This window comes from Acinetobacter calcoaceticus DSM 30006 = CIP 81.8 (assembly GCF_000368965.1).
Lineage (GTDB): Bacteria > Pseudomonadota > Gammaproteobacteria > Pseudomonadales > Moraxellaceae > Acinetobacter > Acinetobacter calcoaceticus.
This window is the reverse complement of sequence record NZ_KB849780.1, coordinates 924,766-947,754: the sequence shown is the minus strand read 5'-3', so window position 1 is coordinate 947,754 and position 22,989 is coordinate 924,766. Positions and strand designations below refer to the sequence as shown.

At 37.0% G+C, this 22,989-nt stretch carries 28 protein-coding genes; 10 read left to right on the top strand and 18 right to left on the bottom strand.

Features of this window, described 5'->3' with window-relative positions; genetic code table 11:
- Positions 1-2 precede the first annotated feature (2 nt).
- Complete coding sequence (locus F936_RS09415) at positions 3-1,253, bottom strand: acyl-CoA dehydrogenase family protein (RefSeq protein WP_005046908.1); 1,251 nt, start codon at positions 1,251-1,253, stop codon at positions 3-5.
- An 87-nt stretch (positions 1,254-1,340) separates the two neighbouring features.
- On the opposite strand from F936_RS09415, the gene F936_RS09410 reads away from it, so the two are divergent.
- Positions 1,341-2,276, top strand: coding sequence for a LysR family transcriptional regulator (locus F936_RS09410; RefSeq protein ID WP_005046906.1), 936 nt, complete (start codon positions 1,341-1,343; stop codon positions 2,274-2,276).
- A 49-nt stretch (positions 2,277-2,325) separates the two neighbouring features.
- Here the strand turns inward: F936_RS09410 and F936_RS09405 are convergent, their stop codons facing one another.
- The gene (locus F936_RS09405; protein ID WP_003651906.1) at positions 2,326-3,285 is read right to left on the bottom strand and encodes a GlxA family transcriptional regulator; all 960 of its coding nucleotides are present in this window, start codon (positions 3,283-3,285) and stop codon (positions 2,326-2,328) included.
- A 135-nt stretch (positions 3,286-3,420) separates the two neighbouring features.
- Here F936_RS09405 and F936_RS09400 point away from each other — a divergent pair, with 135 nt between their 5' ends.
- Positions 3,421-4,302 (top strand): MBL fold metallo-hydrolase, encoded by an 882-nt coding sequence (locus F936_RS09400; RefSeq protein ID WP_005046903.1) that lies wholly within the window; start codon positions 3,421-3,423, stop codon positions 4,300-4,302.
- Positions 4,303-4,784: 482 nt separating this feature from the next.
- On the opposite strand, the gene F936_RS09395 is transcribed toward F936_RS09400, so the two are convergent.
- The 4 genes from F936_RS09395 to F936_RS09385 all read right to left on the bottom strand — a co-directional run bounded on the left by F936_RS09395 (position 4,785) and on the right by F936_RS09385 (position 6,629).
- Positions 4,785-5,234, bottom strand: a complete 450-nt coding sequence (locus F936_RS09395; protein WP_005046902.1) for a hypothetical protein — start codon at positions 5,232-5,234, stop codon at positions 4,785-4,787.
- 372 nt (positions 5,235-5,606) lie between these two features.
- Positions 5,607-5,789, bottom strand: coding sequence for a hypothetical protein (locus tag F936_RS09390; protein WP_005046901.1), 183 nt, complete (start codon positions 5,787-5,789; stop codon positions 5,607-5,609).
- A 157-nt stretch (positions 5,790-5,946) separates the two neighbouring features.
- Positions 5,947-6,087 carry a hypothetical protein gene (locus tag F936_RS18775; protein ID WP_005040355.1) on the bottom strand — a complete coding sequence of 47 codons (141 nt, stop codon included), beginning with the start codon at positions 6,085-6,087 and terminating at the stop codon, positions 5,947-5,949.
- Positions 6,088-6,281: 194 nt separating this feature from the next.
- Positions 6,282-6,629 (bottom strand): TonB C-terminal domain-containing protein, encoded by a 348-nt coding sequence (locus F936_RS09385; RefSeq protein WP_005046900.1) that lies wholly within the window; start codon positions 6,627-6,629, stop codon positions 6,282-6,284.
- A gap of 76 nt (positions 6,630-6,705) precedes the next feature.
- Here F936_RS09385 and F936_RS09380 point away from each other — a divergent pair, with 76 nt between their 5' ends.
- The 4 genes from F936_RS09380 to F936_RS09365 are packed head-to-tail and all read left to right on the top strand — an operon-like array spanning position 6,706 to position 9,133.
- A complete protein-coding gene (locus F936_RS09380; protein WP_005046892.1) occupies positions 6,706-7,134 on the top strand; it encodes a hypothetical protein in 429 nt (142 codons plus the stop codon).
- 46 nt (positions 7,135-7,180) lie between these two features.
- The gene (locus F936_RS09375) at positions 7,181-7,591 is read left to right on the top strand and encodes a (deoxy)nucleoside triphosphate pyrophosphohydrolase (RefSeq protein ID WP_005046891.1); all 411 of its coding nucleotides are present in this window, start codon (positions 7,181-7,183) and stop codon (positions 7,589-7,591) included.
- Positions 7,585-8,418: an HNH endonuclease gene (locus F936_RS09370; protein WP_005046888.1), complete on the top strand. Its 834-nt coding sequence runs from the start codon at positions 7,585-7,587 to the stop codon at positions 8,416-8,418. The genes F936_RS09375 and F936_RS09370 overlap by 7 nt, the downstream gene beginning before the upstream one ends.
- A 37-nt stretch (positions 8,419-8,455) precedes the next feature.
- Positions 8,456-9,133, top strand: a complete 678-nt coding sequence (locus F936_RS09365; protein WP_005046885.1) for a hypothetical protein — start codon at positions 8,456-8,458, stop codon at positions 9,131-9,133.
- Here F936_RS09365 and F936_RS09360 read toward each other — a convergent pair.
- The 4 genes from F936_RS09360 to F936_RS09345 all read right to left on the bottom strand — a co-directional run bounded on the left by F936_RS09360 (position 9,130) and on the right by F936_RS09345 (position 12,852).
- Complete coding sequence (locus F936_RS09360; RefSeq protein ID WP_005046883.1) at positions 9,130-10,680, bottom strand: hypothetical protein; 1,551 nt, start codon at positions 10,678-10,680, stop codon at positions 9,130-9,132. The genes F936_RS09365 and F936_RS09360 overlap by 4 nt on opposite strands.
- Positions 10,681-10,774: 94 nt before the next feature.
- Positions 10,775-11,326: a TetR/AcrR family transcriptional regulator gene (locus F936_RS19445; protein WP_005046881.1), complete on the bottom strand. Its 552-nt coding sequence runs from the start codon at positions 11,324-11,326 to the stop codon at positions 10,775-10,777.
- A gap of 617 nt (positions 11,327-11,943) precedes the next feature.
- Positions 11,944-12,408 carry a DMT family transporter gene (locus tag F936_RS09350; RefSeq protein WP_005040330.1) on the bottom strand — a complete coding sequence of 155 codons (465 nt, stop codon included), beginning with the start codon at positions 12,406-12,408 and terminating at the stop codon, positions 11,944-11,946.
- Between the two features lie 9 nt (positions 12,409-12,417).
- Positions 12,418-12,852 carry a DMT family transporter gene (locus tag F936_RS09345; protein WP_005046880.1) on the bottom strand — a complete coding sequence of 145 codons (435 nt, stop codon included), beginning with the start codon at positions 12,850-12,852 and terminating at the stop codon, positions 12,418-12,420.
- Between the two features lie 99 nt (positions 12,853-12,951).
- Between F936_RS09345 and F936_RS09340 the strand changes: the two genes are divergently transcribed.
- Positions 12,952-13,884 (top strand): LysR family transcriptional regulator, encoded by a 933-nt coding sequence (locus F936_RS09340; RefSeq protein WP_005046879.1) that lies wholly within the window; start codon positions 12,952-12,954, stop codon positions 13,882-13,884.
- Between the two features lie 71 nt (positions 13,885-13,955).
- Here the strand turns inward: F936_RS09340 and F936_RS09335 are convergent, their stop codons facing one another.
- Genes F936_RS09335 through F936_RS09315 form a run of 5 tightly spaced genes read right to left on the bottom strand, consistent with a single transcriptional unit; the run spans position 13,956 to position 18,581 of the window.
- Positions 13,956-14,831, bottom strand: coding sequence for a metal-dependent hydrolase (locus tag F936_RS09335; protein ID WP_005046878.1), 876 nt, complete (start codon positions 14,829-14,831; stop codon positions 13,956-13,958).
- A 33-nt stretch (positions 14,832-14,864) separates the two neighbouring features.
- Positions 14,865-16,094, bottom strand: coding sequence for an NADH:flavin oxidoreductase/NADH oxidase family protein (locus F936_RS09330; RefSeq protein ID WP_005046877.1), 1,230 nt, complete (start codon positions 16,092-16,094; stop codon positions 14,865-14,867).
- 57 nt (positions 16,095-16,151) lie between these two features.
- The gene (locus F936_RS09325; protein ID WP_005046876.1) at positions 16,152-17,021 is read right to left on the bottom strand and encodes a metal-dependent hydrolase; all 870 of its coding nucleotides are present in this window, start codon (positions 17,019-17,021) and stop codon (positions 16,152-16,154) included.
- A gap of 13 nt (positions 17,022-17,034) precedes the next feature.
- Positions 17,035-17,781 carry an acetoacetate decarboxylase family protein gene (locus tag F936_RS09320; protein WP_005046873.1) on the bottom strand — a complete coding sequence of 249 codons (747 nt, stop codon included), beginning with the start codon at positions 17,779-17,781 and terminating at the stop codon, positions 17,035-17,037.
- Positions 17,778-18,581 (bottom strand): SDR family NAD(P)-dependent oxidoreductase, encoded by an 804-nt coding sequence (locus tag F936_RS09315; protein ID WP_005046871.1) that lies wholly within the window; start codon positions 18,579-18,581, stop codon positions 17,778-17,780. The genes F936_RS09320 and F936_RS09315 overlap by 4 nt, the downstream gene beginning before the upstream one ends.
- 108 nt (positions 18,582-18,689) lie before the next feature.
- On the opposite strand from F936_RS09315, the gene F936_RS09310 reads away from it, so the two are divergent.
- Positions 18,690-19,739 (top strand): AraC family transcriptional regulator, encoded by a 1,050-nt coding sequence (locus tag F936_RS09310; RefSeq protein ID WP_005046870.1) that lies wholly within the window; start codon positions 18,690-18,692, stop codon positions 19,737-19,739.
- A gap of 185 nt (positions 19,740-19,924) precedes the next feature.
- Here F936_RS09310 and F936_RS09305 read toward each other — a convergent pair whose 3' ends face one another.
- On the bottom strand, positions 19,925-20,782 hold the full coding sequence (locus tag F936_RS09305) for an SDR family oxidoreductase (RefSeq protein ID WP_003651923.1): 858 nt from the start codon (positions 20,780-20,782) through the stop codon (positions 19,925-19,927).
- A gap of 127 nt (positions 20,783-20,909) precedes the next feature.
- On the opposite strand from F936_RS09305, the gene F936_RS09300 reads away from it, so the two are divergent.
- Positions 20,910-21,269 (top strand): winged helix-turn-helix transcriptional regulator, encoded by a 360-nt coding sequence (locus tag F936_RS09300; RefSeq protein ID WP_003651924.1) that lies wholly within the window; start codon positions 20,910-20,912, stop codon positions 21,267-21,269.
- 106 nt (positions 21,270-21,375) lie between these two features.
- Positions 21,376-21,816, top strand: a complete 441-nt coding sequence (locus F936_RS09295; RefSeq protein ID WP_003651925.1) for a winged helix-turn-helix transcriptional regulator — start codon at positions 21,376-21,378, stop codon at positions 21,814-21,816.
- A 73-nt stretch (positions 21,817-21,889) separates the two neighbouring features.
- Here F936_RS09295 and F936_RS09290 read toward each other — a convergent pair whose 3' ends face one another.
- Positions 21,890-22,600 carry an SDR family oxidoreductase gene (locus tag F936_RS09290; protein WP_003651926.1) on the bottom strand — a complete coding sequence of 237 codons (711 nt, stop codon included), beginning with the start codon at positions 22,598-22,600 and terminating at the stop codon, positions 21,890-21,892.
- A gap of 27 nt (positions 22,601-22,627) precedes the next feature.
- A complete protein-coding gene (locus F936_RS09285; protein ID WP_003651927.1) occupies positions 22,628-22,924 on the bottom strand; it encodes a YciI family protein in 297 nt (98 codons plus the stop codon).
- Positions 22,925-22,989: the final 65 nt, after the last annotated feature.

Genomic DNA, 22,989 nt, shown 5'->3' with positions numbered 1-22,989 from the left:
GGTTACTTCCCCTCTGCTCGATGGTGGCTATATCCCCGCTTTTTTAACTCTATTTTACTAATGACGCGTTTATGAACTTCATCTGGACCATCCGCTAAACGTAAAGTTCGCGCAAGAGCAAAAAAACGAACCAATGGCGTATCATTTGATATTCCCATACCACCGTGAATTTGAATTGCCATGTCCATGACTTGTTGCATTACATTAGGGGCAACTACTTTAATGGCTGAAATTTCAGTCATAGCCGCAACATTTCCCACAGTATCCATTTTCCAAGCTGCATACAAAGTCAATAATCGAGCTTGATCAATCGCAATTCGGGCATCTGCAATACGCTCTTTATTGCCGCCTAATTCTAAAATTGGTTGACCAAAAGCCGTACGGCTCATGCCACGATCAATTGCCAACTCTAGGGCACGTTCCGATGCTCCCACACAGCGCATACAATGGTGTATTCGCCCTGGCCCTAAACGCCCTTGTGCAATTGCAAAACCTTGTCCAGCTTCGCTAATGAAATTACTCACGGGTACACGTACATTATTAAAACTAATTTCACCGTGACCATGAGGTGCCTCAGTTTCATTAAAAACTGGAAGCATTCTTTCAATCTTGATTCCAGCCGTATCGATAGGTACTAAAACCATCGAATGCTGTTGGTGTTGACCTTTATTTTCATCGGGTGTACGTGCCATCACAATCAATATTTTAGCGTTCGGATCACCTAAACCTGATGACCACCATTTTCGACCATTGAGAACGATTTCATCACCCTCAATAACTGCTGTAGTTTGCATATTGGTAGCATCACTTGATGCAACTTCAGGCTCGGTCATACAAAAAACTGAACGAATTTCGCCTTTTAATAATGGTGCTAACCATTGTTTTTTCTGCTCTTCATTCCCATAACGCCATAAAACTTCCATGTTGCCAGTATCAGGAGCATTACAGTTAAAAACGGTAGGAGCTAAAAAACTACGACCTGTTTGTTCTGCGATATGAGCATATTCTTGAATATTCAAACCCGCGCCTAATGTGTCATCAGGTAAGAACATATTCCACAAACCAGCTTCCTTTGCCTTATTTTTTAATGTTTCCAAAGCAGTCGGCCATTTCCATGTAGTCCAATCCTCATGGTCGCAAGTCCGTCGAACCTCAGCCCAAAACTCATCTTCAATAGGCTCAATTTCAGTTGCCATGAATTGCTTAACTTTTTCTAAATATTGTTTACCACGAGCGCTAAGTTCAAAATTCACGGTTTTAATCACTCTATTTGTTGTGCTATTTCCTGACCATACCTAACTTGCTACAATGAATAAAATGAATTGTTTGAATAACAAACCATGAATGAAATGAATAATAATGTCGCCTCTCTCGCTCGTATTGATCTCAATCTATTTCGGGTGTTTGTCACAATTTATAAAGAAAAAAATCTAACACGTGCGAGTGAACAACTTTTTTTAAGTCAACCTGCTGTTAGCCATGCGTTGGCTCGTTTACGCGATCATTTTAATGACCCACTCTTTATTCGAGATGGGCATGGTGTTGTTCCATCACCTTTAGCCAAACGTTTATGGCCTAAAATTGAACAATCATTGCAACTGATGCATCAAGCAATTCAAAGCACTTATGACTTTGTGCCAGCACGAGATTTAAAGCATCTCACCATCGCTATGAATGATGAATATGAAGGGATTTTTTTACCCTCTATTATTCAACACTTAACTCAATTTAATCCTAATTTGCAGTTAAATAGCGTACGCATTGATCGTAAAAACTTAAGACATGAGCTTTCTACGGGTAAAATCGATTTTGCGATTGATGTTCAACATTCTGTTGAAGAGAGCATTGGTTATGAATGCTGTACTAAAGATCAGTTTGTGGTAATAAGTCGCAAGCAGCATCCTTTATTATCCTCTACTGATCTCACCAAAGGAATTTATTTAGATGCCAAGCACATTACTGTGTCCTCTCGTCCCACAGGTCGTGTCTTCGAAGATTTTTTCTTATCTAAACAAGGGATCAAAAGAACAATTAGTTTCCGCTGCCAACAATATGAAACTGCAATCCGATTAATTACACAAACGGACCATTTACTCACGATTCCTCAATGCCAAATTGCTTATTTTAAAGATAATTATCCTCAAATTAAGGTGCATCCACTCCCCATTGATATAGCTGGATACCAAATGAATTTATATTGGGATCAGCAAAAGTCCCATGAACACCAAATAGTATGGTGTAAGGCGCAACTATTGCAGATTATGAATAATTTATAGGATATCTTAAAAAATTAAGGGAAATATGAATTCATTATTGAGAGATTAATTATTTTTCCTCAATACTGCCAAAAGCTTTCCTCCAAGCTTGAGGACTTGTGCCATATTTTTCACGAAACTTTTTCCTAAACATAACCGTATTATTGAAACCAGAGAGCTCGGTTATTTGTTCAATAGGCAGTTTCGTTGTTTCCAATAATTCACAGCTATACCTAATTCTTTCTGCATTGATCCATTCTACCAAAGTCATTCCAGTCGCTTTTTTAAAATGCCTTGTAAATGTCCTACGTGTCATATGTGATTGTTCAGCTAATGCTTCAATACTATGCTGCTGAGCTAAATTTTTTCTTAGAAAATCGAGCAAGACATTAATTTGCGCATCTTGACTTGAATTCGCCACAGGTTGTTCAATGAATTGGGCCTGTCCCCCTTCTCGATGTGGAGGAATGACCATGACTCTAGATACTTTATTCGCAATTTGTGCGTTATATATTTCACGAACTAAATATAGACAACAGTCAAGAGCTGCTCCTGTACCAGCAGATGTAATAATTCTCTGGTCTTCTATATAAAGAGCATCTGAATCGAGTTTAATATCAGGAAATCTTTCGTTAAAATCTTGTTCAGCCAACCAGTGCGTAGTGGCTTTTTTATTGTTTAACAAACCAGCATACGCTAGTGCATAAGTGCCATAGCAAAGACCAACAAGTTTATTCCCTTTTTGATACGCTTGTTGAAGGCTTTCAATAAGAGAAGGTTCTGGCTTATGGTTAAAATCATCCCAACCAGGAATAACGATAAGATCAAATTCAGGGATTAGTTCTATTCCTCCATCAGGAATAATTACCATTGATTGTTCAGTTTTTACAGGTTGTCCATCAATCGAAAATATTTTTAGCTTAAATAAGCTCTTATCCTCAATTTTTATATTGAAAATAATATGGGGAATAGAAAAATGGAATGGATTTATATTGGGATAAACAAATAGCCCAATGACTGGTATTTCCATACAAATTCTTCAACCGTGAAAAGTATAAATATAGCATTTTGTCCTAATAGTTTCGATAGTTGTCCTTAAGGACAATTTTCTATATTTTTATCTTTCCTCATAATTCCAATATCAGTAAATTATCTGGAATTAGATATGAAAAAAATCTTAAATAGTTCTCTACTCGCTATTACTTTAGCAACGGCTTCATTCAGTTTATATGCGAATGACAGTACCCAAAGAGACACTTCGAAGATAACTCACTTGCAAGAAATTCGTAATGCAACGGTAAAAATTACGTATGCAGATACCACTTTCTTAGTTGATCCAATGTTTGCAAAAAAAGGTTTTTATGAAGGATTCCCAAATACTTACCGGAGTTATTTGCGTAATCCCTTGGTAGATTTGCCTATTAAACCTGAAACGATTTTAGAAGGTGTTGACGCCATTATCGTTACACATACTCATTTAGATCATTGGGATGATGCTGCACAAGCAGCTATACCAAAGAACATGCCTGTTTTTGTACAAAATAAAGATGATCAAAAGACCATTCGGTCTCAAGGTTTTAAGGATGTACGTATCTTAACTCAGACGACATTTGAAGGGGTCAAAATAACTAAAATTGGTGGCCAACATGGTACTGATGAGATGTATCGCAATACTAAGCTAGGAGCCGCTTTAGGTGAAGCCATGGGTATGGTTTTTGAAGCAGTTGGTCATGAAACAATTTATGTTGCTGGTGATACTATTTGGCGTCCCGAGGTCGATCAAGCTATAGAGAAATTTAAACCAGAAGTGATTGTATTAAATACAGGTAATGCATTGATGGACGGATATAAAGAATCCATTATCATGGGTAAAGAAGATACTTATCACGCTACTCAAAAAGCACCTAAGGCTAAAATTGTTGCTGTACATATGGATGCAATTAACCATATGTCTGTATCACGTGCCCAGCTCTCTGAATATATAAAAGAAAAAGGTATTCAAGATAAAGTATTGATTCCTTTAGATGGTGAAACAATCTCTTTCTAAGTTTTAAGACGCACGTTAAGTTTATATTGGAAGGCCCTGATTGTTCAGGGCTTTCTTTATATTGCTTTAACGCAGATTGAAACACTTAGATTGCTATTAATCGTATGGGCTGTGCATCCTGATGATAGAATGCCCAGCCAAATTAATTTAAATAATAAAATTAACCGAAGCATGGCGTTTCTTGAGGATTATCCAAGTACCGAAAATGGTTAGTAAGAGCTTCTTTCGCATGAATTGGATCCACACCCACGCCAATTAAAAAGTGATGTAGTAGAGGTGTTAATACTTTGGGAATACTTTTATCCTTCGAAAAAATATCTCCAAATTCAAATACTGAGAAAATTTTGTAAGGCTCATCTGCTTGTGCAAATTACGACCTAAATTTCTAACTGTAAAAAAACGCCATTAGATGCGGTTATGATCCACTCCATCAAGTATAGAAGTGCGGTACTACCCCTATCTTTTCCATACTTTCGGATTTTTTAATTTTTTTCCAAAACTTTCTTAAATTCCGGTGAATCAAAATAGTTCGTAATCATTTTTCCGAGATCTACCTTATGCGCTTTAACTTCTTCACTCCCCATGTCTTGTAAAACCGTATGTGGCTTATGCTTTTTCAAAGGAGGGAATTTTCGCTGACCGCCTGTTGTTATTCTTTCAATAAAGCTTGCCAACCACATAATATATTCACACTTATTCTTATACGAAGGCATTAAACTGATATCCAGCTTAATCATACATTCACTTAAAGGCTTGTTGAGACACTCTTCAAAGTTAATAAAATTATACTTAAGTTTGTAAGGTGTTCCTTTTATCTCTTGTCGGATAATACTTACTAAATTATTCAACTGCTCGATAATATTTTCAGAGAACAATTTTGCATCCTCAAATTTTTTATAAACCTTCTCAGCAATAATTAAAAATTGTGACATTGTTATCTCTCCTTCTTATTCTGACTTTGTCCGTTAGTCAGATTTTTAAGAAAGTATGATGGATATAACGTTGCTATATGTAAGATTGATTGAACAAAAAGCAACCCATGTAAAACTATGAAACTATCTGCCAAAGCAATCCACAAAAATAATTCATAAGGCAACTTAAGTCACATTTTTTAATCCATGATTTTTTATAATTCGAAATAATTTAAAAATAAAAAGCCCCACTAATAGTCGATAGTTAGTGGGGCCTTATGTAATGTTGTAATCTATTCAGCAAGTTTAAACGCATTGTATAAATATGAGTAATGGTTAAAATTCAGAATTTTTTATTGATCGAGTATCAAAATAATTGATAAAAATTTTATATCAACTCTTTATTGCAGATTCTATCTGAATTTTAAAGTTAATATTTTTCTCCTCATCAATATAGGATAGCAGTCGCTCATCACTTCTTTTCCTTAATTTTTCAATTTCCGAATCAATCTTTGCTGTAAGCAAAGATTCTTCTTCTTGGTCCTCATTCGGAATGTAGTCAATTCTTGATTTCATTCTTTACCCCCCTGTTTTTTAGCATTGTTAGTTCAACACAACTAAATAAACAAGTGAGTTTGAGTATTTATTCTAAAAGACAATTCTAAAATCCATAACAATAAAAAAAACCCACCTTCCGATGAGCTTTTTATTTAATTAAAATTAACGGTATGTATTAGGCATTAAATTCTGCTAATACAAAGTTTTTTACTATTTCATCAAAAGTTGGTTTCAGAAGAGCTGGCTTGCTATTTTTTATAGTTTCATACCAATAACTCGCTGCAACTCCCATACTGAACAAAGCTAACAATTTCATTGCTCACCTCACTTATTGGGAAGAGTGAAACTTAAAGTATCATTCGCGTTTGTAGCCTTCCAACTCGTTTTAGCGAGGTTTCTGTATATATTTTAAGCAATGTGTAATAAAAAAGCCCATATCTTTATGAGCTTTCTCTTAGGACAATAGTGCAATTTTCTTGGACTTCGCCCACTATAACGCAAAAAATAGATTTATTCTTCGGTTTTAACTTTGTCTGTACCAGGTGTAATTATAAATGGTTGACTGAAGTAAACTGGGTAATCCAAATTCTTATATCTAAGATTTAGCTTTTCCTGAAATTTCTTAAAGTTTGCAGCTCTAATCATTTTTAAAATTTTGTCATCTTGCACTGGATCACCACTACTCTTTGTAAGAACTACCTCGAACGAACCATTTTTATATAGTTTTATACGTGCCTCTGCTGTTAGATCTTTTGGTCCTGGTTTAGTGGTTTGAGCACTTAGAGTCTCCTCATTTGCATGGATATTCATGCTGAGACTTATAGCAAATAGCCCACTAATTAAATATCTTTTTATCATATTTTACCTATAGTTACGTTTACTCATATTTTTATAAGTGCTAGGATTAAATAAATCATTGAATAACATAAATAATATGAGCTTTAGTACTTATTTACCAGCTACATCTTTTAAAGGGACACACAACAATACCATTATCGAAGGTAGTTTCGAATCTGGTTCATTTGAGGGCCACCTTTTCTTTAATGGAAATTGGATTCAGGCCAAACTTTTGAATTATTATAAAAATTATGAGAGAACACTTAAATGTGGGATGAAGACTAATCAACGAGTAAAAATCCTGCTAGAGTTTTATGAATGGTTACCTGCTTACGGGACTCAAGCGACTAAAGAACATTATGGAGAACAGTCTTTTAACTCAAAACTAAAGCTTTTTAAAGAAGCTGGATTTAATCAAAATTTCCTCGATATTATGAATGATTACTATCCTATCGAGTGTCCTGAATTACGCCAATGGAAGTTTTTATTTAAATTTAATAGAAGACCATTAACGATCATTGATTAAATTTAATAGAACTCGATTTGAATTTTGATAATTACACGAGACAAAAATGAAATCTCTAGACGTCGTTGCTGCAGTCATCTGGCACCAGGATAAAATTTTATGCGCCCTTAAAGGTGAGCATAAGTATCCCTATTTATCGAATAAGTATGAATTCCCGGGTGGCAAAGTAGAAGCTGAAGAAACACTCGAGCAAGCGCTCATTCGAGAAATTAAAGAAGAGCTTAATCTTGATATAGAAGTAACAGAGTATCTATTAACTGTAGAGCACGGCTACCCCAACTTTAATATTGAGCTGGCCACTTTTATGTGCGTGACTAAGACTATTGAAGAATTGGCTTTAAGTGAGCACCAGGATGTACAATGGTGCACTATCGATGAATTAGAACAGCTCGACTGGGCTGCTGCTGATATCCCCATCGTGAAATACTTACTTGATAATAAGACTACAGCATGTTGAAAGATTTTAGACAATTAAAACCAGGTACCATTTTAGATAATGCTGGATTACGTGATTACTTCCTTTGCTCACCTCAGGGCGGAATGCGTAGATCCAAAAAGACCAATACCCTTATCATTGTCTCAAACCATGTCGAGTCCATCTACGAAGATAGATGGATCGGTGATGAGCTGCATTACACCGGCATGGGCCAGCTCGGTGACCAGGGATTAATAAGTCAAAATAGAACACTTGCTGAAAGTAATAGTAATGGTGTTTCTGTCCATCTTTTTGAAGTGTTTGTCGATAAAGAATATATCTATCAAGGTCCTGTTACTCTCGTAGCAGATCCATATCAAAAAGTTCAACCTGATGCCAATAAACAAGATCGGTTAGTCTGGATATTCCCGGTTAAATTATCTGATTCAAATATGGCGATTAGCGTAGAGACCATAGAGCGAACTAGTCAGAAAAAGCAGCGTAAGTATAAGAAGAAATCGATTGAGCAATTGATAGCAGATGCCCATGCTACCGCACAAACGCAAGTCAGCTACCGTAATACAAAGACGAAATACTTTATTCGTTCAGATGCCATTGCCCAGCTTGCAAAACGTTTAGCAAATGGCATTTGTCAACTCTGTGAACAGCCTGCCCCTTTTGAAGACCAAAATGGTGAGCCCTATCTGGAAACTCACCATATTGAATGGTTGGCACATGGTGGACCAGACACCGTCGAAAATACTGTTGCACTTTGCCCAAACTGCCATAAGAAAATGCATATTGTGAATGCTGAGAAAGATCGGGAAAAAATTTTAATAAATACCAGAAATTTACAACCCCACTCTTGAATCATAATCATTTCATAGAAAATTTAATGGAAAAATAATGGAACAGTTTTTAAAACGTATATCTTTTTTTCTTATCTACTTACCCGCATTAGTATATGCCTGTCAATTCGCCCGCTATGCAGGTTATTGTGAACCTTTAAATATTGAAATTTTTTCTTTAAGCTTGGACTATCCAGAAGTAATGTTATTTGGATATTTAAATACTGCCTTACTTCTTTTAGAAACATTATCAAAATTAATAATAGTGGGTGGTGAATTAATTATATTTTTGTTTTTAGTTCTTATATTTATTTGGTATATAAAATATAAAAAAGAAAAAATACATTTTAAAGATTTCTTAGGTAAAGCAGAAGTTTTTACAAAGTCAAAAATTTCTAAAATTAAAAATGAAATAAAAGGTTTTTTAAACAGCTTTTGGGGCTTGTGTATTTTTTACATACTTATGCTAATTTTTACTTTGGGTTTAATTTTATACCACTATTCTCAAGGGGTTAAAGCCGTTGAAAAAGAAGTTTTAGATATTCTGACTTCAACTCAACCAATAGAGAACCTAGGATATATTACTAGAAATGGTAAAAAAACTTTGATGCACCCAATCTTATGTGGCAATAATAAATGCTATGGAATAAGTCCTTATAAACAGGTAGCCATAGTATATCTCCCAGAAGAATATACAAAGCCAATCGATATATCTAAAATAAAAAAAGTACCTTAAGGTACTTTTTTTATTTCATTATCAAAAGTTGAGCCTGACAACCTTAAGACGTGATCAACATCACGATAAATATTTTTCAGCCACGATAAATCTGGATCCGCTGAACTAAACATAGTTACACCAATCACTGAAGAATATATTTCTTTAGATAATTTTACATGACCTTTAGAATCTAATTCTTTCATTAACTTCAAAATAATTTCTAAATAGTATACTTTTTTACTCTCATCAAACTTATCAGATAAAAGTAATTTTCTTATCATCATCCCTAAACATTCACTTGCTGACTGAACAGCCATAATGCTCTTAACTTCATCATTGTATAGATAATTTGCAGCATTAACCCAGTCAGAACAATTCGATACTAAGTTGTATATTAGATAATCAAATTTCAATGGAAATTCTTGCCAATTCTCAGAGTTTTCAGTTCTATCAAGATTTTTTAAAATTTCATCAAGAAAGATTTCGTAATATTTCAACCACATTTTATCATCAATTTTTTTATAAATTGCACTTTTCACCATTACATCAAAGAATTGTATTCCCACAAAAATTGGACACTCCCAGAGTTCGTCGGTATAAATGTAAGACTCGCAATAACTATTATAATAGTTATCTTTACCTTTCTGCTGCTTAATAAAATCACAAATATAATCACCTACTGGTTTCCATATATTTGCTTTTATTGCATTATTAGGATCTGAAAAATAATAATTCAAAATAAAGTTTTCAGGTTCTATACGATATCCTGTTGCAGACATATAATGCTGATTATCTTTAAGCTCACGATATAGCTGACTATGTTTATTAGCAATAAGACCCTTAAAGAAATTATCTGTGAACTCATCTACACACAAAAAAGATGGGCTTGAAGTTAATTTAACTGGAATGACTGGATGTATTTCAATCAAATAATCTAAGAAACTTGATGATTTTAGCAATCTTTCAATTGACTTAAATATTTTTGATTTATTTCCAATTTCCTCTGGTAGAATTGATAAAAATTTTTCCAAAATTAAAAACTTTAACTTACGCCCCTTGCTAACCTGTATTGCCGGAAACTGTAACAGTTCATGAGTACTTAACCTTGAATGTTTATAAATAATGCTAATAAACTTTTCATAATTCGTTCTCTTATTTATTATATTTAGAAATTGTTCAAGATACTTTTCAAGTAGATAACTCAAAACATGATATTTTTTTACTCTTAGCAGGCTATATGAATTATCAACCCAATTTTTATATTGCGTAGAGGGCAATTTTTTACCAAACAATTTATAATTAAAAAGACATCCCATTAAAATGACACAGCTCAAAACTGCAGTTTTTTCATCAAATCCCCATATGTATTCAAATGGTTCTATCTGTAAGACAGAAATGATAACACTTGAATAAATTAAGCCTAGCGCTATAAGATTCAAAATTATAAAAAATAGCCAATATTTAATTGAAGCCCTTAAGAAAAAATCTTGTCTTCTTTCTTCAGAAATCAAAGTAATAATTGCAATAAAAATTCCTAATACGGTAAATAAACCACTAGCATCCATTGTAATATTCTTAAGCTAAGTATATGAAATTGACTAATTATACCCAATAAACCCATACCGACAATGCAACACAGCTAACCCATCCTTAACATCATCACTTCCCCCCAAAAAACCTTTCCACCACCACATCCCTTTCATCCAAACGATTTGAGCTTAAAATCTGGAACATCAAGCCATCAATTAAGTTTAAAACCATATCAGCACTTGGTTTTAACGAGCAGTTTTCCAAACTAAAAACCAGATCAAAAAGCTCTCGAAGTAACCATTTTCTATATTCAATTGCCATGTGGTAGGCCTGAGAGTAAATCTGTTTAATTTCAAAAATAGCTTTAAGCAATAGATAGTACAAGCTATTAAAATTGACATGTAAAACAATAATCTCTTTGAGTTTATCGCTTGAGGTTCGGTAACGGCTTGAGTAAATAATTGCCAGCACTTCTTCTTTCAATCGGCTTTTTTGAAAAGATACGCACCTTTCAATAAGCTGCTCTTTTGAGTGAAAGTAGTTATAAAAAGTAGCTTTAGGAATTTTGGATTCTTTGGCAATTAAGTCCACGCCCGTATTGTGGAATCCATAGATATTAAACAGCTCTATTGCGGTGTGAATTACCTGTAGTTTTTTGGAAGATGTTTCTAAAGTTGGCATAGTTTTACCGTTATAAATTCTTGTTGTTTCTAAAAGAGATACTTTTTTGGGAGAAAAAAAGGCACAGCAAAGCCGTAAAGACTATGCTTGGCACATCTCAAGTTTTATTGTTGCTAAGTTTTTAGTCGTGACGAATTAAAGTCTGAAAAGCCCAATGGCGATCAAACTGTTTTAAAAGTTTAAGTTGTGTCGATATAGCTTTTGGCAAAGACTGCCAAGAAAAAATGAATGTGCAAAGCCAACTCCTTCTATTGGGAGTTCTGCCAGACATTTTAAATTATGGTGGCAGAACGGAAGAGGGTTCGCAGACTAGTAATAACTCAAACTAGCACACCCGAAGGTGTCCCTCTCCCGTCCTACCGCTACGGGAGGGAACGAGTGGTACACCACACAAGGCTATTCCTCAGAAGGAAAAGCTCTGATGCGGGAGTTATTATGCGGTCTGCGACAACCGACTGGCAATGTGGCCAGCCTGCAAATGGTAATCTTCAATATTTAAGGTGTCAATGTGAAATTGGCTAGAAATTATTTAATTAATTATTGTTTTTCATTTAATTACACAATTAAGAAAAACCTTAAATATTGGCTTAATAAAACCCTTATGTTTTATAAGCAAGTTAGCTGTTAGGTTTAATTTGAATTGTTTTACTGCTTGAATAGATAAAATAAAGAGCAATTGCCAAACAGATAAGTGCGCCCAATCTATATGTTGAAAAAGGCAGAATTTCATTGCCAAACCAACCAAAATTATCAATCAACATACTCATGAGAAGTTGCCCAAAAATCACCGCAACCGTAGCAACTGCCGCCCCTATTCTTTGCACAGCTAAAACCATAATTACAATATAGGGAACGCCACACATTGCTCCGAGCAATTGCCATTTAGGTACATCTAGCAGTGTTAATGTTTGTTTTGGTTCGAAATAAAATATAAGCAATGCTGTAATTAAAGCTCCTACCGAAAACGTCAAAAATGCACTACGAAATACGCCAACTTTACTGCCAAGCTGACCATTAATTGCGGCTTGAACACTTAAAAGAGCACCGCCGATGACTGCTAGTAAAATCATGAATATCGCCATATTACCCTCTTATGCTTTTGCGACTAATGAAAGTGCGACCACAATAAAAACAAGCGCAAGCACACGTTTTCGATCTACTTTTCTATGCGAAGTTCCGAGTAATCCATAATGATCAATAATCAGACTCTTAAAAACTTGACCAGCCAAAATTCCAATCATTGTCATGGCAATACCAATAATCGGCGCGGTAATGGTGAGAATAATGACGTAGATGGGACCAATAACGCCTCCCAATAACTGCCAAGATGGAAGAGTAAAAAATGAAGGACTGTTACGTGGACTAAAAAACAACATCAATAAAAAAGTAAGTGCTGCCCCTACTCCAAAAATACTAAAAGTGGCCCACAACTCCCCAACTTCTGTACCTAATGGCCCTAAAAGCCCAGCTTCTACGGATAGACCCATTCCTCCCAAAATGGTTAGGAACAGTAATAGAATTTGCATCAAATATTGCCTCATTTTATTTAGGCAATGAATCTTAGAGTAGTCAATTCAGCAGAAAAACAGCATAATTCATGAATCACTTTTGCAAAAATTGCACAGATGAATTTAACTAATTCGATTGATATTCGTACCCTTCGCTTTTTTATCAGTGTATACAATGCTCAAAACTTCTCTATGGTGGCGAGAAAAGAAGATGTGTCGGCATCGATGATTTCTCGGACCATTCAACAGTTAGAAGATGCATTGGGGCAGCAACTTTTTTATCGAAATACACGAGCAATCACACCGACCGAATCGGGTAAATTATTTTTTGAGTATGCCAAAAGAATTACAGAGCAATTTGATGAAGCTCAAAAGGCATTGCAGGATAAAACTGTAGAACCCACTGGACTGGTCAGAATTAATGCACCCGTATTTTTTGGTCAAAGGCATATTGCGCCTTGGTTAGCGGGTTTATCAGAGCGTTATCCAAGGCTTTTAATAGAACTGATTCAGACAGATGAATTTATAGACCCACTTCGGGATAGTACCGATTTAATTTTTCGTATTGGAACCCTGACAGACTCATCATTTCATGCACGTATTTTCGGCACACAAAAATATCATTTGGCAGCCTCTCCTGCTTACATTGCTAAATACGGCGCGCTTGATCATCCCAAAGCACTCAATGAACATAAACGTTTAGTCTATAAAGGGTTTGAAGGACCTAACCGTTGGTTAATTAGAAAGCCAAATGAGGAGTGGATACATTATCCAATTGTGCCTTTACTCGCTTCAAATAATGCTGAGAGCTTAATGACGGCTGCACTCAATGGGATGGGAATAGTTTTATTTCCTGACTGGTTAATTGGTGAGGCTTTAAAGGATGGCAAATTAATAAAACTTTTACCGGAATATGAAGCATCTATTAAATCGCAACCCCAGCACATCGCAGCAATTTATCCTAATGTGCGTCATCCGCCTTTAAATATTCGGGTAATTATTGATTATTTTGCTGAGGTCTACGGCTCGCCACCATATTGGCAGAATTAATTTTTCATTTAATTACACAATTAAGAAAAACCTTAAATATTGGCTTAACAATTTACTTTTACAACAGCCAGTTAAGTGGCTTGTTTGTAATTACCATCATTTAAAAATACCAATGCTTGCTCAGTCGATCCCTCATTTAAAGGATTATGATGAGGATTAAAGTACCGCAAACAGGCACGTATTATATCGTCAACCTTAGGCACACGGTCTTGTCGAGCTGCTCGGAAATAATCTTTAAAACGAAAACGATGTGGTAATTGCACATCTTGTTTTACTAGATTTTCGACAGCAACATAAGCCAAAACAATAAATAGCGGGAATGTGAAAGCAGCCGCCCCAACCCGAAGTATATTGCTATTGCTAAAATATCTAAACATTGCATCGGCTACTTCACGGTGCTCTACTTCTTCAGCTCCGTGCCATTGCAATAAACGTAACATTTCTACATCGACAGGTGCTTGTTGTAGTCCCTCTGCATTGAGAACCCAATGTCCTAACACTCCTGTTAGATGTTCGGCAGCAGCCACCATTGCTAATCGGGTCGTTAGCCACATCGACTTTAAGCGCGGATGCTTCAATTCATAGCCTAATGGTTTCGGGCCAATCATGTCATTAAATATCCAATTCGTCATCTTGGTATAACGACTTAAATCAATCCCTAACGCCTCTATGTGCCGTGTTCCTAGAGTATGCCCATAACTATGAGCGCCCTCTTGTTTAATAAAAGCAATTGCTGCCTCTTTAAGTTTTTCATCTTTAATATAAGGCAATGCATCTCTAAACGTCTGACAAAACCAACGTTCTGGTGCAGGTGTAATCGGGTTAATTGAATTTAATATTTGTGAAACGATTGGATCATCATAAATCCAATGACATGGTGTTTCATTAAAATTAAATACAGGACGCCGCGGAACAATGACATGGTTTTGTCTGATTAAACTATTCATGATAACAACTCCTTATATCAAAAGCTTTTACCACTAATCTTGAGTCAAAATGTTAAAACCCATACGTGGACCAAAGGCAATCAATGTACGGATTAATCCCTTAATTGCTTTCGGTTGTTGCCCACTGCTAATACGGCGAAATTGCGCTGCGTGCCAACCGAGTTGCAAATAAGCATCTACTGGTTTATATCCAACCGCTGGAATTTTTGCTGGTTTTAATACTGATTTTCCGGCTAGCAGTTGTTTGGCTAAATCGGGCTGTATTGCAAAAGGCCGAGCCAACCCAACTAAATCAACCGTACCATTTGCAACAATGTGATTCATAAAATCTACATCACGCAGTCCGCCTGTTAACATCAGGGGTAATTTGCTTTGCTTACGAAGTGCGGTGGCATAGTCAATAAAATATGCATCACGTTGAGCAGAACGATCAGGCGCATAGCCTAACTGGGCAGGAGATTCATAATTCCCACCTGAAATCTCTAATAGGTCGATCCCTTCTGCTTCTAAAGCTAATGCAATTTTTAAAGACTCTTCCTGACTTAAACCGCCCTTTTGAAAATCGGCTGAGTTGAGTTTTACGCTTAGTATTTTATGTTTGCCAATCGCTTGGCGAACAGCTCGTACAGTTTCAATCAACATACGTTGTCGATTTTCAGGACTTCCTCCCCACCCATCGTTTCGAACATTTGAGAGTGGTGACAAAAATTGCGAGAGTAAATAACCATGTGCGGCATGAACCTGTACGCCATCAAACCCTGCTTTAACAGCAAGCTCTGCGGTTGTAGCAAAGCGTTTAATTTGCTCTAAAATATCTGCTTCAGTCATCGCTCGTGGAATACGAATAATATTCATAGCAGGTAAATCAAGCCCGACTGCTGAGGGCGCGATCGGCTTTTTCAAAAGTGGCAAAACCGCAACACGACCCGGATGGTTAATCTGCATAATAATTTTGCTGCCATTGGCCTTAGCAGCCTGAGCCCATAACTTATTGGCTTGTAAAAATTGCTCATCTTGCAAAACGACATTTCGTGGCTCAACAAAAGCACGATGGTCAATCATCACATTACCCGTAACTAACAACCCAGTTCCACCTCTTGCCCATGCTGCATAAAGTTGCTGTAAGTCTGTGGTGGGAGAACCGTGTCGATCTGCCAATTGTTCACTCATGGCCGACTTTGCAATACGGTTTGGTATGGTTATGCCACATGCCAATTTTAATGGTTGCTGTAGCGAAGAATTTGTAAATGTAGACTGTGCCATGGTAATTATTCCTAAAATTGTTTGTTCTGTAGGTGCTGAATAAGCATCAACTTTTGATTATTTCAACAGCTCTTCATTGAAATATTGTTTTTTTAATAAGTTCATCATCTCCCGATTGTCATGCTGCCAAGGATGAAAATCTGCGGAGAAAAAATCGCGATAATTTTTACCAATACGTCTGACTAGACCTTGTCCTCCAAACAAATAACGAAGACCTTCATAGAGTTCTTTTAAATCTAGTTGTTTTCCAGAAGCTCGTAACAGTTCTGCCGTTCCTCTGGTGGTAATGACAAGAAAAGAAAGCGTGGTTTCTATCATCACCCATCGCAAGAAATAAGGTCTATTGACCAAAGACTGATATACATCAAAAGCTACAGCCTTATGTTCTGTTTCCTCAATCGCGTGCCATGCCCAGATTTTTCTGACATGAGTATTAAACAACTCTAAATCTTGGGGCGCGGTACTAATAAAATAGTCAGCTAGAATTGCTGTGAGGTGTTCCATACATACGGTGCATGCAAGCTGATGAGCTGTAGAGAATTGCTCTTGCATTAAGCGATTCATCTTTTTAAAGCGCTTATAAATTCGATCTACGGGATAGCCTTTTTTCAGCATGACCGCATTGAGCGCGTCGTGTTCTTTACCGTGATGTGCTTCTTGACCAATAAAAGCACGAACTTGTTTAAGCAGAACAGGATCTTCGATTTTTGCCTGATAATTACGTACACTATGAATAAATTGACGTTCGCCATCTGGAAATGCGCCCGATAATGCAGTCAATAACATTGTGAGTAAGGCATTGTTATTAAACCAGAACTCAGGAATTTCATCTGGAAAATTAAAATCCATTGTTCTTACAGGAATATCAATTGAAGCCGAGATTTTAGAAAAATCTTGTGTTTGTTTTGACTTAAAGAACGTATTCATCTTTATTCTCCAGCTATAAAACGCGAGGATTAAATTGGCGCAATAAAAATAACGGCGTGCGTAGACGAGGTATTTGAATTGGCGGAATTAACCCACCTGATAAATCAACTCGATGCAATCTTGCTTCAATGACTTTGCCCAGCCCCATATTATGTAAAGGATCATTTTCAGTACCCGTAAAACGTAAGTTCATTTCTACACGACGGACTTCAAGTGGATGTTCTTTCGGAGTAAATCGAACCTCTCGTGGTAAACCAAGGCCTAATCCACCTGTGATATTACGATGTGGTAATCCTAAAATTGGAGGTGCATCATCAATGACTTCACCAAGCTTAGCTTCCATTTCAATGAGTGTCGTACCACGGCGTGAAGCATTGCTAACAATACGTTTGCCGTCATTTTCCCAACTAATCTCACCCATTTTTTTAGGATAGCCCAGCAACTCACGTCCAATAATCATGGCGCGGTCATCGTCTAAAATCATCCAAGGACAAAAGATTCCTGTTTTATTGCCTACTTTAATATGAACAAATAAACCCGCTTCATGGTAAGCACCTGTATAGACGTTTTCTGGGAAATAAGCACAGAACAAATCAGCTCTGGCAGGTTGAACCAGTGTCATCCCAGACGGTAACCAACGAGCCATCGCTTTTTCATCCACTTCAACAACAGCCGTCAAATACTGCGCATTGTGATAAAGCTTATTGCCAAGATTGGCTAAACCTACAGGCACACGTAAGTCATTGATGAGTTGTCTCATGATTTTAATCTCGAAAATACTTGTTTCAGAATTGGGAGCAAGATGATGCGCGGGGTATAACGTCCCCCAAAAGTTTGCGCCTGCGCAATAAAACCGGGAATCACAATACGGCGATTGCAATCCATGCCTTGAATCGCTTCTTTCGCTACTCTTTCAGCCGTCACCCAAACAAAATTGCCACCGACTCCATCAATTTTGGTAATTCCAGCAACTTCATTAAAACTTGTTTTAGTAGGACCCGGAGCAAGTAAAGTACAGGTCACCCCTGTACCACCTAGTTCGCTATGTAAAGACTCTGCAAATGAGTTTGCAAATGCTTTAGTTGCCGCATATGTGGCATTTGCCGGAGTGGGTTGATGACCAGAAGTAGAGCCTACAATCAGTATTGCTCCAGATTTTCGTTTGAGCATTTGTGGCAACACGGCTAAAGTCAGGTCGTGAATTGCCACACTATTGACTTCGACTTCTTCACGCTCTCGATCTGCATCTAACTCTTGAAGACGTCCAAAAGTCGCAAAACCTGCGTTATTACAAAGAATTGAAACCTCAATACCTTCTAAATACTGACGAAACTTAGCTCTAGCTTGTCTATCTCCCAAATCACATGGATATAAATCTACAGATATTTGATATTCAGCTTTTAGTTTTTCAGCCAGTGCTTCTAATTTTTCGACACGGCGAGCGACTAAAACTAAGGAATAGCCTCGTAAAGCGAACTGTTTTGCTAACTCTTCACCAATGCCCGATGAAGCACCTGTAATCACAACGCGAGATGAGGCTCGTGGAATAGGTAGGCTCATAATTCTTGCTCAAAATAGAATAAATTGATTATTCCGAAGTTTTAACTTGAGCGTGAGATGTAGATCAGACATACTGATAATCATTTTCGGCCACAACAAAAAAAGAATATGAAGGATCCTTATGGGCTATCCAAAGCCAGCATTCCAATTTCTTATGCTCATTTATTATTAGAAATTATGGTAGACAAAGGGTTTTCTGCGCTTGAAATTTTGAAAAAAAGTAAAATTCCCTTAACACTTTTAGACCAATTAGACGCCCGAATTACCCCTATGCAATGGTCTAAACTGGCATGGGAAAGCATAATATTGTCGAAAGATTCTGGCTTGGGATATGAGTATGGAATAAAACTGCGTTTAACTGCCCATGGGCCAATGGGATATGCCTTAATGAGCAGCCCCAATTTACGGCAGGCCATTGAGGTTTCAACACAATTCTTTAACATGCGGTTAAAAGATTATCGTATTGCCCTGCTAGATGAGCATGAATTTTCAATTATTGAAATTAAAGAAACTCACCCTGTTGTCAGCAATCAAGCCGCACAAGCAGAAACGCTAAGACGGTTTTTTTATGAGTGTTTGATGATTGGCGTGATTCAAGCTGGTCAATTTTTAAGAGAACATGATTTAGCTGATATTGAGCTATCGGTCGACTGGTCAGAACCCAGCTATCACAAAGCTTATCAACATTTATTACCTACTATTCATTTTAATCAACCGACTAATCAAATTCGGTATAAAAAACAGCTTCTAGATTTACCTATTAAAATGGCAGATCCAATTGCTTTCAAACAAGCTCTAGCCCAATGTGAAGCTGAGCAACTCCGCTTTTCCGAACAAATTAAAGATATATGCCTGACCGTAAAAGCAGAGTTAAATTTAAAACCACAACTGGGTTACCCCACATTTGATGAAATTGCGAATCGCTTAAATATGTCTAGTCGCACACTGAGACGACACTTAAGCCAAGTCGGTTCTTCATATGTGCAATTATTAGAAGAAGCACAACAAAAAGAAGCTGAAAACTTATTACTTAATAGTGATATGGAAATACAAGAGATTGCGCTTTATTTGGGCTATATACAGCCTACAAATTTCACACGGGCTTTCAAAAAATGGACAGGAATGACGCCAATCCAATTTCGAAAGAAAGAAATATAAAAACTAAACTATCACAAACAAACGTGTGCATCGTGCTTCAAAGCATTTGGTTTGGTTGTTATTTACTGACTCAATAATTTGGTCTATCCCGACTTTATGAAAGCCGTATTTATTAAAATATACAAAAGGCCTAAATCCGAACAATTTAAGCCTTTTTGTTTTTAGATAAGAGTTATAGCGTTAACTTAAGACAAGAATTCTTTAATCGTCTCTTGCATACTTGTAGTGGCACGACCAATTAACTGATGTAGATCTTTACTATCACTATACAAGCCGCCTTTAGATACACCTTCATCTGAATCTGCCAAGATGCCAGCAAACCCTTCTGGTATACCCACTTGTACCAAGAGCGCTTTATATTCCTCTTCTGGTAGGTCTTGGTAAATTACTTCTGTTTTGCTAATTTCACTTGCCCATTTTGCAACATCATCAAGGGTATAACTCGTATCACCTGCTAGTTCATAAACTTTATTTTCATGCCCTTCTTGCGTTAATACCACAGCGGCGGCAGTCGCATAGTCTAAGCGTGAAGCAGAAGCAATTTTGCCGTGATGCGTTGCCCCAAAAATTTTGCCATGCTCAACTGCTTGTGCAAGTCCCATTGCATAGTTTTCGCTGTACCAGTTATTACGTAATAGCGTATATGGGATATCCGATTTTTTTAAATATTGTTCAGTTTCAACATGTTCTTGTGCTAATAGAAGCGGTGATGTATCTGCGTTTAATAAACTCGTGTAAACAATAAATTTTACGTCTGCAAGTTTTGCCGCATTAATCACATTTTGGTGTTGTACTGTACGTTGACCAACTTCACTCGATGAGATTAATAAAAGCTTATCAATACCAGCCAATTGAACCGAAAGTTTATCTGCGTCATGGCCATAATCAAAAGCACGCACGTCGATCCCTTTTGAGCTTAAATCTGATGCTTTTTCTGGACTGCGAACTAATACGACAATATTTTTTGCGTCAGTCCGTTCGAGTAATTGAGAAATAACCAATTGGCCGAGTTGACCTGATGCACCAGTAACTGCAATACGCATGATGATCTCCATCTAATGTAGTTGATATATTTCAATCATCGTAGTACCTTAACTTACTAAAAGTAAGTACTTACCTAAAAGTAAGTTTAGAAACAAATGTAAACTTTTGTAATTAAGGTGGTGCGCGATGAAAGGATACGTTTTTGCAGCAGATTGTCCCTCTCGAAAAATTTTATTAACTCTCACTAGCCGTTGGAGTGTTTTGATTTTAGTTGCACTTCGAGATCAACGTCTGCGTTTTAATGAGTTAAAGAAAATTATTGATGGCATTAGTGAAAAGATGTTAGCACAAACCCTAAAAACGCTTGAGCACGATGGTTTTATCGTACGTCAGGATTATGCAGAAATACCGCCTCGTGTAGATTATCAATTAACAGACTTTGGACGAGAGGCTTCCGAACGACTTTTTGATTTAACTACTTGGCTTGAAAATAATTTATCCAAGTTATTAGAAAGTCAGCCTAGTGCAGACATAGTTCAAAATTGACTCAGGACATAGACTTATTATTGTATATTAAGCATTCAAACTCGCTTAATTCGCTACTTTGTGTTACTATTTTTTTAGTAGTCACCATTCAGTTGATTAATGTTATATGAGTAAAAATATCGATCTAGAAGTCTGCCCAATCGCCCGAAGCCTTTCTGTGCTCGGTGATGCGTGGAGCATGTTGATTTTACGAGATGCGCATGTAGGATCTACTCGTTTTGATCAGTTTCGTAAAAGTTTAGGTATTGCACCTACAATGCTAACAAAACGTTTATCTGTGTTGGTAGATGAAGGTTTACTTGAAAAAAGACAATATTCTGAACACCCACCACGTGAAGAGTATGTATTAACTCAAGCAGGCAAAGACTTCTTACCTGTTTTATTTGTGATTGGCGCATGGGGTCGAAAATACAAACCTTATGAACAGCCTGAAAAAATGGTGACTTTCCTTGATGCAGAACAAGGTACTGAAATCAAACCTATTGTGTTAGACCAAATGACGGGAGCTGAAATTGGCACTCGCCCTATTCGCCTAAAAAGCGAATAATATAAATATAAAAAAGCACTCAGTTAGAGTGCTTTTTACAGATTACAGCTTGTTATATCCATTCATTATTAATTTACTCAAGCATGCCTAGATAAACTGGCGTTTCGGCTGTCAGTCCAGCATGCACGTTTTGGGTAATCTCATCTGCTAAGAGTTCAGATTCCCCTCTCTCTAAAGCAGCTATTGTCATTTGTGCAATAACATCAGGTGAAGTTTTATTTCCAGCTAATCCACGAACCATGTCTGTGTCCATGAAAGCAACATGCAGCGACAAAACCGCTGTTCCCTGTGCTTTTAACTCTTGTCGCATAGCATTGCTCAAAGCCCAAGCTGCTGCTTTTGAAGCACTATAACTACCCGTAACTCCAGGTAAAGTAGCCCAACTTAACGCTGAGATCACATTGATTACAGCACTGCTATGGTGAGTAGCCAGAATTGGTGCAAATGCCTGAGTTACCCGCAGTGGCCCAACTGCATTTGTTTCGAACTGATCCCGAAGTAAATCGATAGATGATGAAGAAAGAATAGCCCCATATCCACCGATACCTGCGTTGTTTATTAATAAATTTACGTCGCCCAGTTTTCGTGCTAACTCTTCAGCCTCATCTGGACTGGTCACATCCAAACGAACAGGTACTACACCTGACTCAATTGTTATGCTCAATGGATCACGTGCTGCCGCATAGACTTTGCTGGCACCAGCAGCGAGTAATGCACGTACAAAAGCTGCACCCAGCCCTCTATTTGCACCTGTAACAAGTGCGACTGAACCGTTAATATTCATAATAATATCTTCTATAAATTTAAGAAATTAGACGTGTGAAGCCAAATGAAGCATGACGTAATGCTCATAATGGCCGACACCATTTTTTACGATAGGGTCTTGTGACGTGAAGCTAGCGATATCCTCGTCATCTGCAATCTGGTAAAGCGAAAGGCCGTACCCATTCCCATCATTAATAACGGGACCATGGGCGACAATAACGCCTTGATCGAGAAGTTTATTTAAAAAATCGCCATGCTGTCCCATCCATTTCTTCTCATCGTCAGACATCGTTCCGAGAAAATCCGCACGTGGTGGGATCCATTTACATAAGTAATTTTTCATTTCATATCCTTAAAAAAGAATGAGTAAATTGCGTAAATATTTAAGTATCTACTTGGCAGTTTTGA

What these genes read in the sequence shown, in the direction of transcription:
- F936_RS09300 (WP_003651924.1), top strand. Translation starts at nt 20,910, where the DNA reads ATGAAAGGATACGTTTTTGCAGCAGATTGTCCCTCTCGAAAAATTTTA.
- F936_RS09325 (WP_005046876.1), bottom strand. Translation starts at nt 17,021, where the DNA reads ATGAATACGTTCTTTAAGTCAAAACAAACACAAGATTTTTCTAAAATC.
- F936_RS09395 (WP_005046902.1), bottom strand. Translation starts at nt 5,234, where the DNA reads ATGTCACAATTTTTAATTATTGCTGAGAAGGTTTATAAAAAATTTGAG.
- F936_RS09385 (WP_005046900.1), bottom strand. Translation starts at nt 6,629, where the DNA reads ATGATAAAAAGATATTTAATTAGTGGGCTATTTGCTATAAGTCTCAGC.
- F936_RS09370 (WP_005046888.1), top strand. Translation starts at nt 7,585, where the DNA reads ATGTTGAAAGATTTTAGACAATTAAAACCAGGTACCATTTTAGATAAT.
- F936_RS09330 (WP_005046877.1), bottom strand. Translation starts at nt 16,094, where the DNA reads ATGGCACAGTCTACATTTACAAATTCTTCGCTACAGCAACCATTAAAA.
- F936_RS19445 (WP_005046881.1), bottom strand. Translation starts at nt 11,326, where the DNA reads ATGCCAACTTTAGAAACATCTTCCAAAAAACTACAGGTAATTCACACC.
- F936_RS09335 (WP_005046878.1), bottom strand. Translation starts at nt 14,831, where the DNA reads ATGAATAGTTTAATCAGACAAAACCATGTCATTGTTCCGCGGCGTCCT.
- F936_RS09285 (WP_003651927.1), bottom strand. Translation starts at nt 22,924, where the DNA reads ATGAAAAATTACTTATGTAAATGGATCCCACCACGTGCGGATTTTCTC.
- F936_RS09305 (WP_003651923.1), bottom strand. Translation starts at nt 20,782, where the DNA reads ATGCGTATTGCAGTTACTGGTGCATCAGGTCAACTCGGCCAATTGGTT.
- F936_RS09345 (WP_005046880.1), bottom strand. Translation starts at nt 12,852, where the DNA reads ATGCAAATTCTATTACTGTTCCTAACCATTTTGGGAGGAATGGGTCTA.
- F936_RS09390 (WP_005046901.1), bottom strand. Translation starts at nt 5,789, where the DNA reads ATGAAATCAAGAATTGACTACATTCCGAATGAGGACCAAGAAGAAGAA.
- F936_RS09365 (WP_005046885.1), top strand. Translation starts at nt 8,456, where the DNA reads ATGGAACAGTTTTTAAAACGTATATCTTTTTTTCTTATCTACTTACCC.
- F936_RS09290 (WP_003651926.1), bottom strand. Translation starts at nt 22,600, where the DNA reads ATGAATATTAACGGTTCAGTCGCACTTGTTACAGGTGCAAATAGAGGG.
- F936_RS09375 (WP_005046891.1), top strand. Translation starts at nt 7,181, where the DNA reads ATGAAATCTCTAGACGTCGTTGCTGCAGTCATCTGGCACCAGGATAAA.
- F936_RS09295 (WP_003651925.1), top strand. Translation starts at nt 21,376, where the DNA reads ATGAGTAAAAATATCGATCTAGAAGTCTGCCCAATCGCCCGAAGCCTT.
- F936_RS09360 (WP_005046883.1), bottom strand. Translation starts at nt 10,680, where the DNA reads ATGGATGCTAGTGGTTTATTTACCGTATTAGGAATTTTTATTGCAATT.
- F936_RS09400 (WP_005046903.1), top strand. Translation starts at nt 3,421, where the DNA reads ATGAAAAAAATCTTAAATAGTTCTCTACTCGCTATTACTTTAGCAACG.
- F936_RS09350 (WP_005040330.1), bottom strand. Translation starts at nt 12,408, where the DNA reads ATGGCGATATTCATGATTTTACTAGCAGTCATCGGCGGTGCTCTTTTA.
- F936_RS09315 (WP_005046871.1), bottom strand. Translation starts at nt 18,581, where the DNA reads ATGAGCCTACCTATTCCACGAGCCTCATCTCGCGTTGTGATTACAGGT.
- F936_RS18775 (WP_005040355.1), bottom strand. Translation starts at nt 6,087, where the DNA reads ATGAAATTGTTAGCTTTGTTCAGTATGGGAGTTGCAGCGAGTTATTGG.
- F936_RS09320 (WP_005046873.1), bottom strand. Translation starts at nt 17,781, where the DNA reads ATGAGACAACTCATCAATGACTTACGTGTGCCTGTAGGTTTAGCCAAT.
- F936_RS09405 (WP_003651906.1), bottom strand. Translation starts at nt 3,285, where the DNA reads ATGGAAATACCAGTCATTGGGCTATTTGTTTATCCCAATATAAATCCA.
- F936_RS09340 (WP_005046879.1), top strand. Translation starts at nt 12,952, where the DNA reads ATGAATTTAACTAATTCGATTGATATTCGTACCCTTCGCTTTTTTATC.
- F936_RS09380 (WP_005046892.1), top strand. Translation starts at nt 6,706, where the DNA reads ATGAGCTTTAGTACTTATTTACCAGCTACATCTTTTAAAGGGACACAC.
- F936_RS09410 (WP_005046906.1), top strand. Translation starts at nt 1,341, where the DNA reads ATGAATGAAATGAATAATAATGTCGCCTCTCTCGCTCGTATTGATCTC.
- F936_RS09310 (WP_005046870.1), top strand. Translation starts at nt 18,690, where the DNA reads ATGAAGGATCCTTATGGGCTATCCAAAGCCAGCATTCCAATTTCTTAT.